At 47.0% G+C, this 16,450-nt stretch carries 16 protein-coding genes; 10 read left to right on the top strand and 6 right to left on the bottom strand.

Translation table 11 applies throughout. The features are described 5' to 3' along the window. The first annotated feature begins 108 nt into the window (after window positions 1–108). The 5 genes from IEW88_RS06070 to argA all read left to right on the top strand — a co-directional run bounded on the left by IEW88_RS06070 (window position 109) and on the right by argA (window position 5,446). A complete protein-coding gene (locus IEW88_RS06070) occupies window positions 109–522 on the top strand; it encodes a DUF350 domain-containing protein (RefSeq protein ID WP_053426019.1) in 414 nt (137 codons plus the stop codon). Window positions 523–549: 27 nt separating this feature from the next. Continuing rightward, window positions 550–1,164, top strand: coding sequence for a DUF1190 domain-containing protein (locus IEW88_RS06065; protein WP_053426020.1), 615 nt, complete (start codon window positions 550–552; stop codon window positions 1,162–1,164). A gap of 6 nt (window positions 1,165–1,170) precedes the next feature. Further along, window positions 1,171–2,322, top strand: a complete 1,152-nt coding sequence (locus tag IEW88_RS06060; RefSeq protein ID WP_147903466.1) for a glutathionylspermidine synthase family protein — start codon at window positions 1,171–1,173, stop codon at window positions 2,320–2,322. A gap of 318 nt (window positions 2,323–2,640) precedes the next feature. Beyond that, window positions 2,641–3,828 (top strand): JmjC domain-containing protein, encoded by a 1,188-nt coding sequence (locus IEW88_RS06055; RefSeq protein WP_147903465.1) that lies wholly within the window; start codon window positions 2,641–2,643, stop codon window positions 3,826–3,828. A 298-nt stretch (window positions 3,829–4,126) separates the two neighbouring features. Further along, complete coding sequence (argA, locus tag IEW88_RS06050) at window positions 4,127–5,446, top strand: amino-acid N-acetyltransferase (RefSeq protein WP_147903464.1); 1,320 nt, start codon at window positions 4,127–4,129, stop codon at window positions 5,444–5,446. Here argA and IEW88_RS06045 read toward each other — a convergent pair. After that, window positions 5,441–6,526 carry a glycerol-3-phosphate dehydrogenase/oxidase gene (locus tag IEW88_RS06045; RefSeq protein ID WP_147903463.1) on the bottom strand — a complete coding sequence of 362 codons (1,086 nt, stop codon included), beginning with the start codon at window positions 6,524–6,526 and terminating at the stop codon, window positions 5,441–5,443. The two genes, argA and IEW88_RS06045, sit on opposite strands and share 6 nt — an antisense overlap. A gap of 169 nt (window positions 6,527–6,695) precedes the next feature. Here IEW88_RS06045 and IEW88_RS06040 point away from each other — a divergent pair, with 169 nt between their 5' ends. Further along, window positions 6,696–6,941 (top strand): DUF1272 domain-containing protein, encoded by a 246-nt coding sequence (locus IEW88_RS06040; protein ID WP_147903462.1) that lies wholly within the window; start codon window positions 6,696–6,698, stop codon window positions 6,939–6,941. Here the strand turns inward: IEW88_RS06040 and IEW88_RS06035 are convergent. From IEW88_RS06035 to proB, 3 genes are all read right to left on the bottom strand, one after another. Then, window positions 6,938–7,405 (bottom strand): hypothetical protein, encoded by a 468-nt coding sequence (locus tag IEW88_RS06035; RefSeq protein WP_147903461.1) that lies wholly within the window; start codon window positions 7,403–7,405, stop codon window positions 6,938–6,940. The genes IEW88_RS06040 and IEW88_RS06035 overlap by 4 nt on opposite strands. 63 nt (window positions 7,406–7,468) lie before the next feature. Continuing rightward, a complete protein-coding gene (locus IEW88_RS06030; RefSeq protein ID WP_147903460.1) occupies window positions 7,469–8,719 on the bottom strand; it encodes a glutamate-5-semialdehyde dehydrogenase in 1,251 nt (416 codons plus the stop codon). A 2-nt stretch (window positions 8,720–8,721) separates the two neighbouring features. Beyond that, on the bottom strand, window positions 8,722–9,840 hold the full coding sequence (gene proB, locus IEW88_RS06025; RefSeq protein ID WP_221411371.1) for a glutamate 5-kinase: 1,119 nt from the start codon (window positions 9,838–9,840) through the stop codon (window positions 8,722–8,724). A gap of 467 nt (window positions 9,841–10,307) precedes the next feature. On the opposite strand from proB, the gene IEW88_RS06020 reads away from it, so the two are divergent. The 3 genes from IEW88_RS06020 to IEW88_RS06010 all read left to right on the top strand — a co-directional run bounded on the left by IEW88_RS06020 (window position 10,308) and on the right by IEW88_RS06010 (window position 12,760). Then, entirely contained in the window at window positions 10,308–10,871 is a 564-nt protein-coding gene (locus IEW88_RS06020; RefSeq protein WP_147903459.1) for a gamma-glutamylcyclotransferase, read from the top strand. Between the two features lie 229 nt (window positions 10,872–11,100). After that, entirely contained in the window at window positions 11,101–11,751 is a 651-nt protein-coding gene (locus IEW88_RS06015) for a YiaD family glycine zipper/OmpA-like lipoprotein (RefSeq protein WP_053423125.1), read from the top strand. 160 nt (window positions 11,752–11,911) lie between these two features. Beyond that, window positions 11,912–12,760, top strand: coding sequence for an EamA family transporter (locus IEW88_RS06010; protein WP_147903458.1), 849 nt, complete (start codon window positions 11,912–11,914; stop codon window positions 12,758–12,760). A 32-nt stretch (window positions 12,761–12,792) separates the two neighbouring features. On the opposite strand, the gene IEW88_RS06005 is transcribed toward IEW88_RS06010, so the two are convergent. Both IEW88_RS06005 and speE read right to left on the bottom strand, forming a co-directional pair. After that, window positions 12,793–13,452: a hypothetical protein gene (locus IEW88_RS06005; protein WP_147903457.1), complete on the bottom strand. Its 660-nt coding sequence runs from the start codon at window positions 13,450–13,452 to the stop codon at window positions 12,793–12,795. 68 nt (window positions 13,453–13,520) lie between these two features. Continuing rightward, a complete protein-coding gene (gene speE, locus IEW88_RS06000) occupies window positions 13,521–14,378 on the bottom strand; it encodes a polyamine aminopropyltransferase (RefSeq protein WP_147903456.1) in 858 nt (285 codons plus the stop codon). A gap of 126 nt (window positions 14,379–14,504) precedes the next feature. Here speE and speA point away from each other — a divergent pair, with 126 nt between their 5' ends. Then, complete coding sequence (speA, locus tag IEW88_RS05995) at window positions 14,505–16,391, top strand: biosynthetic arginine decarboxylase (protein WP_053423122.1); 1,887 nt, start codon at window positions 14,505–14,507, stop codon at window positions 16,389–16,391. Window positions 16,392–16,450 lie beyond the last annotated feature (59 nt).

Raw genomic sequence — 16,450 nt, 5'->3', positions numbered from 1 at the left:
CCTGCGTCAATGGATGAATACAGCATCGGCTTTGATTCAGTTGTTGCCTTTTACCCGGCTTTTCTGGATCATCGGCAAAGCCCCTCAATTAAAAGAAAGGATTTTGTAATGAGCGATACTTTATTGGCCTCTGTGGCTGGTTTTCCTGAATTTATCAGCTTCTTTTTTCTGGCCATTTTATTAATCATTTTATTTTGTCGTTTTTATACCTGGATCACACCACACGACGAACTGGCCTTAATCAAAGAAAATAACAGTGCTGCAGCTATAGCTTTTGCCGGCGCTTTAATTGGTTTTGCTTTGCCTTTGTCCAGCGCTATTACTCATTCACTGTCCCTGGCTGACTGTGCTATCTGGGGCGCTATTGCCCTGGTGGTTCAAGTACTGACCTTTGCCGTGGTCCGTTTTGCACTGAAACAACTGCCGGAACGTATTAACAAAGGCGAAATAGCCGCTGGTGTATTTTCTGCCGGTTGCTCTATCGCTATAGGTCTGATCAACTCCGCCAGCATGACCTATTAATCTGCACAACTTTTTAAGGAGCCACTGATGAAACAGAAAGTGCTGAAACGTAGTAAAAAAGCAGCTTTAGTGTTGATGGTGCCTACCGCAACTTTTTTAATGGCAGGTTGTGGTCAGGAAGAAGCTGTGCAAACCGCAGCATTTGAAACCGTTGACCAATGTGCCGCTTATTACAATCCGGAGCAATGTAAAGCTGACTTAGGTCAGGCTTTGGCCATGCATACCCAGGTTGCGCCTAAATACACCGACAAAGCTGCCTGTGAAACAGACTTTGGGGTAGGCCAGTGTGAAACTCAGGCCCAGGCAGCAGCGGCTGCCGGAACAGAACAAGTGCCACAACAAGCTCAGGCCTCCAGCGGCGGCTTTTTTATGCCAATGATGATGGGCTTTTTAGCAGGGCAAATGCTGAACCGTTCAGGCTCACAGTTAAAACAACCTGTACAGGCTCAACCTTTGTATAAATCGAGAGACGATCGCAGCACCTTCCGTACTGCCACCAATACGCCTGTGGCTAAAGGTGTAGGCCCAACTTATATCAAACCTTCTTCTGTGCAACCTAAACCTGCCGGTGTGGTCAATCGTGGTGGTTTTGGTGCTCAGGCGCAAAAACGCTCCGGCTCAGCCAGCAGTTTTGGTGGTTAAAGGCGCATGAAAAAAGTAGCTTGTGAAGAGCGCCCCGGCTGGCGCTCTTATGCTGAATCTGTAGGCTTTGAGTTTCATACCTTTGATGGCGAACCTTATTGGGATGAGACCGCTTATTACCAATTTAATCTGCGTCAGATTGAACAGGATTTAGAAGAACCGACCGAAGAGCTGCATCAGATGGCGTTGGGTTTAGTCGACGACGTCATTCATGATGAGGAAAAGTTAAAGCAACTCGCCATACCAGAAAAGTTCTGGGATTTTGTCGCAGACTCCTGGCGCAACAAAGCGCCGTCTTTATATGGCCGGCTGGATTTAGTCTACGACGGCACTGGCCCGGCTAAATTGCTGGAACTGAATTACGACACGCCAACGTCGTTATTTGAGACAGGTTTTTTCCAGTGGGTGTGGCTGGAAGATCAGATCATGCGCGGCAAAGTGCCACAAGGCGCCGATCAGTTTAATTCCCTGCAAGATCAGTTAGAAGCCGCCTTTGCTAACCTGCCTCTGGCCAATCCTTTGTATTTTGCATCTGTGGCCAACAGTATCGAAGACAAAGGTACAGTGATGTATCTGATGGATATCGCTAAACAAGCAGGGGTCGACAGTCGTTTTATCGAACTGGAGCAGCTGGGCGAAACCAGTGGTCAACTGGTGGATCTGGAAGGTTATGCCATAGGCGGCTTGTTTAAGCTGTATCCGTGGGAGTTTATGCTGCAGGAAGATTTTGCTTCTGTCATTTTAAGCAGTCAAACTCAATGGCTGGAACCTGGCTGGAAAATGTTGTTGTCAAACAAAGGCATTTTGCCTTTGCTGTGGCAAAAATATAAGGGCCATCCGAATTTGCTGGAAAGCCATTTCGAACAACCTGGCCAAAGCTTTGCTGCCGGTTGGGTGCGTAAACCGCTGTTTTCCCGTGAAGGCGCTAATGTGGAATTAGTCACGCACTCAGGCGAAAAAATCAGTGAACCAGGCCCGTACGCCGACTCGCCTTTTATCCGCCAGAAGTTGCAGCCTTTGCCAAAGTTTGGCGACAGCTACAGCATGATTGGCAGCTGGGTGGTAGGCAACAGCGCGGCCGGTATAGGTATTCGCGAAGACAACTCACTGATCACCAAAGACAGTTCCAGATTTTTACCTCATATTATCCTAGATTAACCAGCAGGCTCAGCACACACCTCATGCTGAGCCTGATTCAATTCAGCAATACATCCGATTTTTAGGCAGTTGATAAGCTATTTGTTAAAGTTGTCTTGATATCAGAATCTCTGTTTTTGCACATTCAGGCACTTAACAGCTTGCAAGCTGCAGCGTCATTTTTGACTGATGACAGGTCGCTTTATAGGCTTGTATTTATGGCGAAACTAAATATCCCCTTACAAAGGATTACATACTTTTACCACCCCTGTTGAAGATCTAATGACGAAAAAAATTTAAAGTGTGTACTTTGGAAACATGACGTAATGGACTTACTCCTTGATACTTAGTGAAGCACAAAAAATACTAGCGGATATTCTTGGCCCCGCTACATACGACGATTTTTTTGACCTCATCGCGGCAGAAAAACCTTTGGTTTTGTTGGGCAGCTCAAATCAGCGCAGAGCTCAACTAGCAGGGTTGGATCCCAAGGCTGCCTTGCTAAGCGGTTTCGCAAAGTATGCGCAAAACCTGACCTGTCATATTCAAAAAGCAACAGTACCTCCGCCTGAAGCAAAAGCTGTAGAAAGTGCTGAGGCTTTTGCAGCCTTGATCCGGGAATTTCATCAGCGCGATTACACAGTGCGTTTTCCGGATGTCACCGAATTATCTCCAGAATTAAGCAAGTTTACCCGTGCATTAGAATTTGTTTTCCAAAATCCGGCTGGCGTCGTAGTGTTCTGGAGTGAGGGAGGAGCTAAAGCTCCGGTGCACCATGATGAAGTAGATGTCATAGTGATCCAACTGGTAGGCACAAAAAGATGGTTTATTTCCGACGCCACTCCTACGCTGCCAAATCAATGGCGGGGTCTGGGCGAAACATCTGCCGTTATGAACTCCTTTAAAACTTATGATGTCCAACCAGGCGATTTGCTTTATGTGCCCAGGGGCACTGTGCATACCGTAGAGTCAATAAGCGAATCTATCCATCTGTCTATAGGCTTTGTACCTGTCACTCAAAGAGATGCCATCATTGCGGCGCTGGATTTATTGTCTGATTTGGATAAGCCCCTACGCAGCAATCTGGCACCACGAGCTGATCATCTGGCCACAGGCCAAAGTGCAGCACAGATCCACATGCAAATCCGTCAAGGGGTAGAGAAGCTAAAACAGATTTGTCAGTCCGATCTGTTTATCCGGGATGCGCTGAATTTCCGTCGTTCCAGAATGATCCAACAACTACCTAAATTACCTGTACATGCAATGCAAAACGTTAACTCAGTTCACACTAAGGTTCGGCATAACCCATTGGCGATCGCAGGACTCTTTGCAACTGATGATATTTTAGATTTCAGACAACCCGGTCAACAGCATTTAATTCATTTGGGCGCCGAAGCGTCAGTGCGTTTTATATTATCCAGACAAGAGTTTAGTGTGTCTGAGATCCCTGGCGATGTCAGCGACGATGTACGTATTGCGCTGGTCAATAAAATGCTGGCAGGCGGTTATCTTGAAGTGTTGCATTAACCGCAAAAAAACATATTGATGCATAAAAGTCAGATAAAAAGGCACAAACAGACCATTCTCAAAGTTCGAAGTAAAAAATCAACAACATGATTTATAAAGAAATACTTAAAATATCACTCTATACCATTAAATTACATGTTGGTTATTTATCCAAAATTGTTTAAAGTGCGCGCTCATTTGCACTGCCCGAGCTGCGTCAGCTATGGCTTAGGCATTCGTTTGCTATGCTTAAGCTGCTGTCGTCATACTGTCACAAGGCAGCCTTAGTCTTATTTTGTTTTTGCCAGAAGGAAACAAAGTGCGCACCACAGAACTTGTTGATGGCTTTCGTCAGTCCGCCCCTTATGTTAACTCTCACCGCGGCAAAACCTTTGTCGTGATGCTGGGAGGTGAAGCCATAGATCAGCCCGGCTTTCGCAGTATTATTAATGATATAGCTCTGCTCAATACGCTCGGCATTAAAATAGTGCTGGTGTATGGGGCCAGGCCACAAATTAATAAAGCCTTGGAAAAAGCCGGTTTAAACTGCGATTACCATAACCGTATTCGGGTGACGGACGATGATTCCTTCCAGGTGATCAAACAAGTCGCAGGGGCTTTGCAGCTGGATATTACTGCTCGCTTGTCGATGAGCTTAAGCAACACCCCTATGCACAATGCTCAAATCAACGTGGTCAGCGGTAATTTTGTTATAGCCCAGCCTTTGGGCGTGGACGATGGTATCGACTATTTACACAGCGGCCGGGTGCGTCGTATTGATGTGCAGGGTATTCGCCGCCAGTTGGATAACAACGGCATCGTCTTAATGGGCCCTGTAGCCGCTTCTGTCACAGGCGAAAGCTTTAACCTGACCGCCGAAGAAATTGCCACTCAAGTGGCAATAAAACTTAAAGCTGAAAAAATTATCGGCTTTAACGAAGTGGGCGGCATAGTGGGTGAAGATGGTGACATTACCGCTGAACTTATGCCTAATTATGCCGAACACTTAATGTGGCAGATGGAGCAAAAAGAAGACGCCTGCACCGCCACAGTCGCCTTTTTACACGCAGCTATTACGGCTTGTCGTTCTGGTGTTTCGCGTTGTCACTTAGTCAGCTATAGCGAAAATGGCGCTATGTTGCAGGAGTTGTTTTCCCGTGACGGTATAGGTACCCAGATAGTAACTGAGGCAGCCGAACGTTTGCGTGCCGCCAGTATCACTGACATTGGCGGTATTCTGGATTTGATCCGTCCACTGGAGCAACAAGGGCTTTTGGTGCGTCGTTCGCGTGAACAGCTGGAAATGGAAATTGACCAGTTTGTCGTCATTGAACGGGACGGCTTAATTATCGGCTGTGCCGCCCTTTATCCATTCCCGGAAGAAAACGTCGGTGAATTTGCCTGCTTAGCTGTGCATGAACAGTACCGTGACGCCGACCGTGGCAGTGCTTTGCTGAAAAACATTATTCAGCTGGCACGCCAACGTAAGTATTACCGCTTATTTGCGCTGACCACCCGCAGTATTCACTGGTTCCAGGAGCATGGCTTTGAACTGGTGACGGTGCAGGACTTACCAGAGAAAAAACAACAGCTGTATAACTACCAACGCCGTTCAAAAATTCTGGCTTTGGATTTATAAGGCGTTTTTCTGTTGTATTTGTTCTACCACAGTCCGGGCTAAGGCCCTGGCTGTGGTCCACTTGCCTCCGGACACAGTCAACAATTGCTGTTGCCAATTAAGTGCATACTCCCGACTGGCCTTACTGGCGCTGTCACTGCCACCCAACAGGGGGCGGACTCCGGCAAATGTACTCTCTACATCAGCTGAGCTAAGTTGGCTATCAAAATAGTGGTTATACAGCTTCAGTAAATACGCCTGCTCTTCGTCACTGCAGGCGATAGGCTCTGCCAGACTTTGCCGTACTTCTGTTGTTCCTAATAAAGTTTGACCCTGATAAGGCAATACAAAGACGATACGCCTCTCCCCCGGCACTTCCAGCATATGGCCATACCTACTGATTGCAGGCAGTAGCAAATGGCTGCCACGCACCAAATCCAAAGTTTGTTGCAGCGGTAGCTCTGATTGTTCCAAGAGCTGATTACTCCAGGGCCCGGCCACATTCACGACCAGATCAAAGATTTGCCACTCAGCGCTGTTAGCCGCAAATACCCCACCTGTTGCTGTGATTTGACGGACAGGGCAATGCTGGTGAATCTGTACTCCGGCTTTTACAGCTTGCTCCGCCACCCAAAGCCCAAGTTTTCTGTCGTCCATCTGGCCATCAAAAAATAAATAGGCCCCGGTCAAGCCATCCATTTTTAATTGTGGCGAACAACGTTTTGCCTGCTCTGCGGTTAACCAGCGATGCCTTCCTATACCTTTTTTTCCACTCAGCACATCATAAAGCCACAAGCCAATTTTGATTTGCCAGCGTGGTCTTTGACCCTTTTGATAGATGGGATACAAAAGCGGTAATCTTTTGGTTAAGTGCGGTGCTTTTTTCAGCCACCAGCGTCTTTCCTGCAAAGCCTCATGCACCAGACGAAATTCGCCCTGCTCCAGATAACGTAAACCACCATGCAGCAGCTTAGAAGAGGATTTGCTGGTCGCCTGCATCAATTCATCGCGTTCAAACAAAGTCACCTGATGGCCAGCCAACGCTAATTGCCAGGCGGATGACAAGCCATTAATACCACCACCTATCACAGCAATTTTCATATCGTATTCTCTTAAGTCTTTGATCTATCAAAGCAGAATCAAGCGACTTTGTCGAATTGCTTCACGGGTTTCAACTGGCTGGTAAGTAGCAGAGATTGGCCTGGATGCGGGCAGACGGCTGAACCTGTCTCTGTTGAAATAGGCTAAAAAGAAATCAGAGGAGAAACTGATGCTAGAACTCAGACCCAACTGTGAATGTTGTAATGCAGATTTGACACCAGCAGATCAGGCCTACATCTGCTCTTTTGAATGTACTTTTTGTCCAGAGTGTACTGACAAACTGACTGGAATCTGCCCAAACTGTGGCGGAGAATTAGTCAGAAGACCGATACGACCTGAAGCTAAATTAGCGACCAATCCGCCTTCAGCTGTGCGGGTGTTTAAACCTGATTGCAAAACAAAAACAGTACCTTAGTTCATCAGCGCCATAGCGGTTTGTATTTGCTGTTCAGTTAAGTCTTGATCCTGCATCGATTTGACTAAGTTATTTTTAGAATCCATCAACCCCCGGCTTAAGGAGCTGATTTCAGCCTGCAGCGCTTTTAGCTTTTCCTGCTTTTCTTCTGCAGGCATCGAGCTGTTGCTCATCAGTTGTTGCAGCTCTTTTTGTTTTTCTTCCAGCTCGTCCTGCTTATCACGAATAGCTTTCAAAGCCTGTTTGACGTTATCCGGTAGCTCGCTCTCGTCAATGTCTTTATCCCTTTCGGCTTTTTTAGATTTTTCTAAGCCCAGTGGGGATAAATCGACATGAATACCGGCTGTAGCTCTTGTACTGGCTTTTTCGAAGCGGAAGTTTTTGTTCTCTGCAACAACAGAGGTCGGAGGCATGGCATTTTGAATACCAAGATTGAGCACCTGATTTAAGTCCATTTTTATCATCAGCTTTGCACCGAAAACAGAGAATCCTTCTGTTATCGGCGCGGGCTGGATAAACTTGAATCTTTAGCGGATTTGACCGTCCCCTATCACAATATATTTTTCTGTGGTCAAAGATTCCAGACCCATAGGGCCGTAGGCGTGCAGCTTAGAGGTAGAAATACCAATTTCAGCCCCCAACCCCAGTTCACCCCCATCGCTGAACCGCGACGACGCATTGACCATCACTACTGCACTGTTAATTTGCTTTAAAAAACGCTGCGCTGTGCTGATATTTTGTGTGCAAATCACTTCGGTATGATCCGAACTATGCTGCTGAATATGTGCAATGGCGGCATCATAATCAGACACTATTTTTACTGAAATTGCTAAACGCAAATATTCGGTATCAAACTGCTGAGGTTGTGCCAATACTGCATTGCTGAAATACAAAGCCGACTGTTCGCAAGCAAAGACGTCAACCTGCTCAGAGGCCAATGCGGCGGCAGCCAACTTCAAAAATTGTGGCGCTACAGCTTGATGCACCAGCAAGGTTTCCAGCGAATTACAGGCGCTGGGTCGTTGCACTTTGCCATTGATCAGCAACGCAATAGCTTTCTGCAGATCCGCATCCTGGTCCACATACAAATGACAGACCCCTTTGTAATGCTGGATCACCGGAATTTTGCTGTTATCGCTGACAAAATGAATCAGCCCTTCGCCACCTCTGGGTATCACTAAATCAACGCTGTCTTTTTGTTGTAGCAACTCCAGCAATAAAGCCCGGTCAGGATCAGGGATCACGCTGATGGCGGCCGGGTTCACACCATGTTTTGCCATAGCTTTATGCAAAGCGTCTGCAATCGCCATGCTGGAATACAAAGCTTCACGACCACCACGCAGAATCACCGCATTACCCGATTTTAAACACAAAGCACCAGCATCTGCTGTGACATTAGGCCTGGCTTCGTAAATCATCGCGATGACACCAAGCGGAATACGCATTTTACCGACCTGAATACCATTGGGTCGAGGCACCATCTGGCGAATTTGGCCTACAGGGTCTGGCAATGCTGCAATATAACGCACTGCATTGGCTAAGGTTTTAATCCGATCTTCAGTCAAAAGCAGGCGGTCCAACATCGCCTCTGCCAACTGCTTGTCGCGCCCTGCCGCCATATCTTTAGCATTGCCAGCGAGGATCATAACGCTGTCTGCTTCTAACTGATCAGCCATCGCCAGTAACAGCTGATTTTTATCGGCTTCTGATAGCTGCGCCAGTTGTAAGGCCGCTTGCCTGGCTTGTTGGCAAATAGCTTTAATATTTACGTTTGTCATGCTCAGCCCTCCACCAGCGCTAAATCGTCGCGGTGCACCACCACTTCGCTTGGGCAATAGCCCAAAATACTTTCAATCTGCTGACTGTGTACGCCACGGATTTTGCTCAGCTCTGATTTGCTGTATTGACTGATGCCTTTGGCCAGCTGTTTACCTGCCTCGTCACACAACCAAATTGCATCACCTTTATCAAAATCACCACTGACCGCGCTGATACCTTTTGGCAGCAAAGAAGCGCCCTTATGCAATAAAGCCTGCACAGCGCCGCTGTCGAGTTGCAGCTCGCCACGGGTTTTTAAACTGTGTAACAACCAGTGTTTTTTTGCACTTAACCGTTCCTGCTGTTTATGAAACAGCGTACCGCAGGCTTTGCCTGCTAAGAGCGCAGCAAAGCTTTCAGCTTTCTGGCCATTAATAATTAAAGTATCAATACCCTGCGATGTGGCTTTACTGGCAGCCTGCAACTTGGTGGTCATGCCGCCTGTGCCAATGGCATGATGGCTGCCTCCAGCCATGGCATAAATATCCGCTGTGATTTGATGTACTTCAGGAATAAGCAGCGCATTGCTGTCAGAACGTGGATTGGCGGTATATAAACCATCCACATCAGAACAAATAATCAAGGCATCCGCATCCACCACTGTCGCCACCAAAGCCGCCAGATTATCGTTGTCCCCAACTTTCAACTCAGCGGTTGCTACGGTATCGTTTTCGTTCACAATAGGCAGTACACCGTGATCGAGCAAAGTACGCAGCGTATTGTGGATATTTAAATAGCGGTTGCGGTGCTGCAAATCATCATGCGTCAGTAAAATTTGCGCGCAATCAAAGTCGAGCAAATTACGCCAGCTTTGCATCATGCGGGTTTGGCCTACAGCGGCCATCGCTTGTTTAACATTAATGGGTAAGGGGTGATGGGCAAAGGGAATAGCAGCACGGCCTGCAGCCACGCTACCTGAAGAAACTAATACCACTTCAACCCCTTGTTGCCTGCATTCGCTGATAAAGCCAGCAATAGCAAGTAAGTAACGGGTGGAGCAACCTTTTGCTTCCGGTGCAATCAGGGCACTGCCCACTTTCAGCACCAGACGTCGCCACTTTAACCCAGCCATAACACCCATTTAACTCCAGTTATTTTTTAAGCACCCGAGCATACCTATTTAGACGTATATATGTCTATACCCGTCTTACTTGAAGCTGTAGCTTTGTTGACTACAGGCTTTCGCCCAATCGCATAGGAAAACTATGCTCATGGGTCTCAATCCTTTGTCGCCTCGCTACAACTCCAATTAATTAGGGTATATACCTTCGGACTTACGACCACAGCGGCGTTGACTACCCAGTCACTTATTTCAGCAGACTAATTTTGCTTACTGGCGAGTATTCGCCTCAATCCATAAACACATAGTGAACTATGCTCCTGGGGCCTCTATCACTTGTCGCCTTGCTGTAGCCGCAATTACTTTGGCGACTCGTTGTGGCCTCAAAATAACGCATAACAACAGTCAATGGCATGTAGCATAAATAAAAGGTATTTCGGTAAAATCTGACCAATAATGCATTACTTTTTTGTCTTAAGCAGAGCCTGATGTCGCACAACACTATATCCCTGAACCAACAGCGCCAACCTTTGGATCACCTCGACTCGGTCTGGTTATTTGGTTACGGCTCGCTGATTTATAAAACTGACTTTGACTATTTGGCCGCTAAACCAGCCTGCATTTATGGCTGGGAACGCCGTTTTTGGCAGGGCTCCCATGATCATCGTGGTACCCCTGAGGCGCCTGGACGGGTGTTGACCTTGATTGAAGCCGTTGGAGCACGTTGCGCCGGCATGGCTTATCAAGTAACACCTGCGACCTTTAAACATTTGGACCATCGTGAAAAAAATGGTTATTTGCGTATATTTACCCCACTGCACTGGCTGAATGAAACAGGCGAAGTGCAAGGGGTTGTGTATGTAGCCAGCGCAGATAATGAGGCTTATTTGGGCCCGGACACAGACGCAGCTATAGCTGCGCATATAGCACGAAGTCATGGTCCAAGTGGGCCTAACAGTGAATACGTGCTTCAACTGGCACAGGCGCTACGCGATATGAATCAGCAAGACGAACATGTGTTTGCGATTGAGCGCGAACTTTTAAAGCTGTGAAAGCAAACCTAATCGCTGCACTATTTCTTCACCAGAATACCGGGGAGCGCCTCTTACTCAGACTCTCCGGCCTTTACAAGCTTCAGCTTTATTCGCCGCCATCCATGGCGATTTCCCTAAAGGGTCAAGGCTCTGTCTTGTTAACCACTGCGCCGAACAATGTTTTAGTTCAGCGCTAATTCAGTTGAACTGAGGTACAATAGCCGCACAATAATTCAGGAGATTTCCCATGATTGCCAAACAGTTAGGTTTAGTTGCCTTATGCAGCACCTTAGTTTTATCCGGTTGTGCCAGTATGAATATAGCGCCGGAAAATCAGAATACTGCTAAAGGTGCGGCTATTGGTGCCGGTGTGGGTGCTGTGCTGGGTAAAGCCACTGGCAATCATAAAAACAAAAGACTGGCGATAGGTGCCGCCATTGGTGCTTTAGCTGGCGCTGCTGTAGGTCGTTATATGGACCATCAGGAAATGGCGCTGCGTGATCAGTTATCTGGCACTGGTGTCAAAGTGCACCGTGATGGCGATATTTTGCGTTTAGAAATTCCATCGCAAATCACTTTCGCGGTGAATCAGTCGGCTATTCAGCCTCAGTTGTATCCGGTATTAAATGACGTGGCTAAAGTACTGGGTGAATACGACAAAACCCTGTTGGTGATCAGCGGTCATACCGACGATACCGGTGCTTATGACTACAATATGCAGCTGTCGAAAAAACGTGCTGAAAGCGTCAAAGATTATTTAGTAGCGCAGCGTTTAAATCCAATCCGGATTGAAACTCAGGGTTTAGGCCCAAGCTACCCGGCAGTGCCTAATAATTCTGAAAGCAACAGAGCGATGAACCGCCGCGTTGAGATACATATCGAAGCCATCACTCAATAAAATACCCGTCGTTCTTGTCGCTGCAGTTTTGTTGACTGCGCGCCGAGCTGCCACATCAATGGCTTAGGCTAAAACGAGAAAGCCAAAGCTATTAAAAATTTAAAACTCCGGCTATGCTGCCGCTGCATTTATTGCAGTAGCAGCGCACCGGAGTTTTTTTATGGGTTTATTGTGGTTAGTCACGCTAATTTGGGCTTTTAGTTTTTCCTTAATTGGTGAATTCCTATCTGGCCGGGTTGACCCTTATCTGGCCGTCAGCAGCCGTATGCTATTGGCTTTAGTGTTATTCCTGCCCTGGTTACTCAAAAGTACCAGCTCAAAAACTCAGGCTATGGCTCTGGCTGGTATTGGTGCTGTACAGCTTGGTCTGATGTATCTGCTGCTCTATCATAGTTTCCTGTATTTAACTGTGGCCGAAGTGCTGTTATTTACTATTCTGACTCCTGCCTATATCTCAATACTGGATTACTTCTGGCGTTATAAAAAGCTGCATCTGCGCTGGTTAGGCCCTGCCCTGCTGGCTATTTTGGGCGCTTTAGTGATTCGTTATCAAAACCTTAGTACAGACTTCTGGTGGGGTTTATTGCTGATCCAGGCTGCCAATTTATGTTTTGCTTTTGGTCAGGTGGCTTATCGCCAACTGGATTTAGGTTCAGTCGCCACACAACGCTATAACTTTGGCTGGTTTTTTATGGGCGCTGCAATGATCAGCCTACTGGCAACAGCTCTATTTGCCGACTGGAACAAAATACCAACTACGACTTTGGATTACGGCATTTTAATCTGGCTAGGTCTGGTGGCTTCTGGTTTAGGTTATTGGTTATGGAATGCTGGCGCCAGGCAGGTGAATGCTAACCAGTTGGCAGTGATGAATAACGTGCTGATCCCGGCGGGTTTAGTGGTGAACTTTGTATTCTGGCAGCAGAATGTCAACTGGCTTACGTTAAGCGCTGGCTCGGCGCTGATTTTAGTTTCATTGTTATGGGCCGGGAGACAAAACACCAACTAAATCAGAGCAACTGCAACACAGACCACTCATGGCTATGGCTCGGCTTTAACCAGCAGCCGTATTTGCCAATGAGTTTTAGTTTTCCACTCCGACATATATACATGCTGCCAAGGCGGCTGCATCCCGGACAGCTGCTTTAGCACTTCGTCCGCCTTGACTTCAATCGGCAAACGCAGTTGCACCAAACAGATATTATCCCTGCAGCCTGACGCCTCTGCTCTGGCGCCAAACTTGCTCTCCAGGTCAGACAATGCCTGTTCCAGGTTGTGTTCAAGTTGGTTATCTTGCTCATACTGATGAGAATAATGCAGCTGTTCCGCCGCTTCGCGAAAATTTCTGCTTTTGAATAGCAATTCTATTTTGGCGCGAGACAATTCTGCATTTGAGCTGATCAGCCTCAAATGCCAGTTTTCTTGCAAATCTAAGGTACAACCCCGACCTTCAAGACATATCGAACTGGCCTGCTCAGGCTCTGCCTTTGTAGGTTCTTGCACCGAAGTATCGCTATAAACAACTGCTACATCCTGGCCCGATGATTCAGGCTCTTTTTCCAACCCCACATGCTGGGTTGTATTTTGAACTCTGGAGATCATCGAAGGCGCTGCTTCTGGTTGCTCCGGCTCAACACTACCACTGAACCAAAACCAGCCAGCCATCAGTAACAACGCCACTCCACTGAGAAGCCATTTCATTATTCGCCATCCTCCATGAACCACTATTACAGCTACCGAACTTAGAACTGCCTCCCAAATCTTTCAGGTTAGATCGTAGAAAAAGCCTTCTTTACAAAATTAGGCAAAGCCATAGCAGCCTGATGCACTTCGGCATTGTAGTACTGAGTTTCAAAAGCCGGGTTTTGTGCCGCTTCTACACGGAAGCCATCAAATTTGGCCTCTTTGCGGGCTAAAGTACAAGTCCACCAGCCGGATGGATACACCATCTGCGGGAATAACAGGCTTTGTAAGTCGGCAAAACCAGCGTCTGACATCGCATCACGCATAGCTTTTAAAAGTGGCATATGGATCAATGGCGATTCACTTTGTTGCACTAAGATGCCACCTGGGCGCAGCGCTTTTAAGCAGCTTTCATAAAAGGCGCGGTTAAATAAACCTTCGCCCGGACCTATTGGGTCGGTTGAGTCGACTATGACAACGTCCAAAGACTCTGGCGCTGCATCACGCATAAACTGAATACCGTCGGCAAATTTTAAGGTAGCGCGTGGGTCGTTATTGGACGCACAAAGCTCTGGAAAGTATTTTTCTGCCATGCGGGTGACTTGTTCGTCGATATCAATTTGGGTCACTTGTTCGATATCAGGGTGCTTTAATACTTCACGCAAAGTACCACAGTCACCGCCGCCAATAATCACCACTTGTTTTGGATTAGGGTGAGTAAATAACACGGGATGGCTTAACATTTCATGGTACAGGAAATTATCACGGCTGCTCAGCATAATAACGCCGTCTATCACCATCAGATTGCCAAAGTGCGTGGTCTCAAACATTTCAATATGTTGAAAAGGCGACTGCACCTCATCCAGTTTTTTTGTGATGGCCAAACCAAAAGCGCTGCCACTGGCTGCAAAAATTTCAGTGAACCATTTGTTGTCGCCCGACATACTAAACCCCTCATAAACAAACTAAGCTAAGTATTTTGCCAGCCAGGGCTGGATGAGACAAACTTTTCATGTTTTTTTCACAGCATTGGCTTTAAAATAGCGCATCATTTTTTTAAGGGCACGACAATGGCAGATTGGGGTATTGAAAAAGCACGATCCATTTATAACGTAGCAGTCTGGAGTGAAGGCTATTTTGATGTAAACAAAAATGGCGATCTGGTGGCCTATCCGGATCAGGATCATAAAAAGCCCGGTATTAATTTCCCGGAACTGACTGCCCGCTTTAAAGAGGAAGGCTTAACTCTGCCTGTATTGGTGCGCTTTACCGATATTTTGCAGCACCGTGTTGGCACCTTAATTAATTCTTTTGCTCAGGCCAAACAAGAACGTGAGTATCAGGGCGAATACACAGCTGTTTACCCTATTAAAGTAAACCAGCAATTTTCCGTAGTGAAAAAGCTGGTGAGCCATGACAGCGGCAAAGTAGGTTTAGAAGCAGGTTCCAAACCTGAGTTGATGGCAATTTTAGGTGTCACCGACAAACCTCTGCGCATTGTCTGTAACGGTTACAAAGACTCTGAGTTCCTGCGTTTAGCCACTATTGGCCAGATGATGGGCCATCAGGTGTATGTCGTAGTTGAAAAAATCACTGAATTAAAAACCTTAATCCGTGAAATCGACAGCTTAGGCCAGGCGCCTATGATTGGTATCCGTATCAAGCTGAATTCGGTTGGTAAAGGCAAATGGCAAAACACCGGCGGTGAAAAAGGCAAGTTTGGCTTAACTGCCACTCAAGTACTGCAAGCCATCGACATTCTGCGTGACGCCGGCAAACTGGACTTGTTGCAGTTAGTGCATTTCCATATCGGTTCGCAAATCGCCAATATTCGCGATATTCACAATGCGATTCGTGAATGTGCCCGCCACTACGCTGAACTGCGCACTTTAGGTGTGCCTATCACTACGGTAGACGTAGGTGGTGGTTTAGGTGTGGATTACGAAGGTTCCAACTCACGTTCGGCCTGTTCGATGAACTACACCATGCTGGAGTACGCCCGCAACGTGGTGTATGGCTTAAAAGAAGTCTGTGACGAGTACGACTTACCGCATCCGAACATTATCACTGAGTCTGGCCGTGCTATGACAGCTCACCACGCCGTGTTAATTACTGATGCGATTGATGTTGAACGCGCTCCAGGCTTAGTCAATATGCCGGAGCCAAGCGAAGACTCACCAGCCGTGATTTGGGCTTTGTGGGATTCTTATAAAAACGTCACACCACGCACAGCGGTCGAAGCCTATCACGATGCAGTGCATTATTTTACCGATGCTCATGCTCAGTATGTGCATGGTTTGCTGACGTTAAAAGACTGGTCTTTGCTTGAGCAAATTTACTTTGCCACCATCAACAAAGTGAAAAACAAGCTGGATTTATCCTCGCGCTCACACCGTGACATTCACGATGAGTTAAACGAGAAATTAGCCGACAAGCTGTTTGTGAACTTCTCGCTGTTCCAGTCTATGCCGGATGCCTGGGGTATTGACCAGTTATTCCCGGTGATGCCACTGGAGCGGATGAATGAATCGCTGGAACACCGCGCTATCATTCAGGACATTACCTGTGACTCAGACGGCGTACTGAAAAGTTATGCGGACGGTAACGGCATTGAATCCAGCTTGCCACTGCCTTCGTACAAAGAAGATTCACAGTTCCTGTTGGGTATGTTTATGGTCGGCGCTTACCAGGAAATTCTGGGCGACTTGCATAACCTGTTTGGTGACACAGACTCAGTGCATGTTGAACTGGATGACGAAGGCGGTTACCGTCTGACGAATGCCATTAAAGGTGACACAGTGGCCGACGTATTACGTTATGTGCAGTTTGACGCGAAGAAGCTACTTGCCGCGTATCAGAAGCAATTAGCACGGATGGACTTTAGCCCGGAAATGCAGACATCTTATTTAGATGAGCTAAAAGCCGGGGTTTATGGTTACACCTACTTCGAAGATTAAGGTAAACTTGCCACTGATCGGATGAGAGAAAAGCAGGCCCGCCTGCTTTTCTTTTTTAA

The sequence above is a fragment of the Rheinheimera tangshanensis genome, from assembly GCF_014645135.1.
Lineage (GTDB): Bacteria > Pseudomonadota > Gammaproteobacteria > Enterobacterales > Alteromonadaceae > Pararheinheimera > Pararheinheimera tangshanensis.
This window is presented reverse-complemented; position numbering and strand designations above follow the sequence as displayed.

Excerpts from the sequence above, each read along its gene's own strand:
- IEW88_RS06070 (WP_053426019.1), top strand. The coding sequence starts at position 109 with ATGAGCGATACTTTATTGGCCTCTGTGGCTGGTTTTCCTGAATTTATC.
- IEW88_RS06065 (WP_053426020.1), top strand. The coding sequence starts at position 550 with ATGAAACAGAAAGTGCTGAAACGTAGTAAAAAAGCAGCTTTAGTGTTG.
- IEW88_RS06060 (WP_147903466.1), top strand. The coding sequence starts at position 1,171 with ATGAAAAAAGTAGCTTGTGAAGAGCGCCCCGGCTGGCGCTCTTATGCT.
- IEW88_RS06045 (WP_147903463.1), bottom strand. The coding sequence starts at position 6,526 with ATGAAAATTGCTGTGATAGGTGGTGGTATTAATGGCTTGTCATCCGCC.
- IEW88_RS06040 (WP_147903462.1), top strand. The coding sequence starts at position 6,696 with ATGCTAGAACTCAGACCCAACTGTGAATGTTGTAATGCAGATTTGACA.
- IEW88_RS06035 (WP_147903461.1), bottom strand. The coding sequence starts at position 7,405 with ATGATAAAAATGGACTTAAATCAGGTGCTCAATCTTGGTATTCAAAAT.
- IEW88_RS06030 (WP_147903460.1), bottom strand. The coding sequence starts at position 8,719 with ATGACAAACGTAAATATTAAAGCTATTTGCCAACAAGCCAGGCAAGCG.
- proB (WP_221411371.1), bottom strand. The coding sequence starts at position 9,840 with ATGGGTGTTATGGCTGGGTTAAAGTGGCGACGTCTGGTGCTGAAAGTG.
- IEW88_RS06020 (WP_147903459.1), top strand. The coding sequence starts at position 10,308 with ATGTCGCACAACACTATATCCCTGAACCAACAGCGCCAACCTTTGGAT.
- IEW88_RS06015 (WP_053423125.1), top strand. The coding sequence starts at position 11,101 with ATGATTGCCAAACAGTTAGGTTTAGTTGCCTTATGCAGCACCTTAGTT.
- IEW88_RS06010 (WP_147903458.1), top strand. The coding sequence starts at position 11,912 with ATGGGTTTATTGTGGTTAGTCACGCTAATTTGGGCTTTTAGTTTTTCC.
- IEW88_RS06005 (WP_147903457.1), bottom strand. The coding sequence starts at position 13,452 with ATGAAATGGCTTCTCAGTGGAGTGGCGTTGTTACTGATGGCTGGCTGG.
- speE (WP_147903456.1), bottom strand. The coding sequence starts at position 14,378 with ATGTCGGGCGACAACAAATGGTTCACTGAAATTTTTGCAGCCAGTGGC.
- speA (WP_053423122.1), top strand. The coding sequence starts at position 14,505 with ATGGCAGATTGGGGTATTGAAAAAGCACGATCCATTTATAACGTAGCA.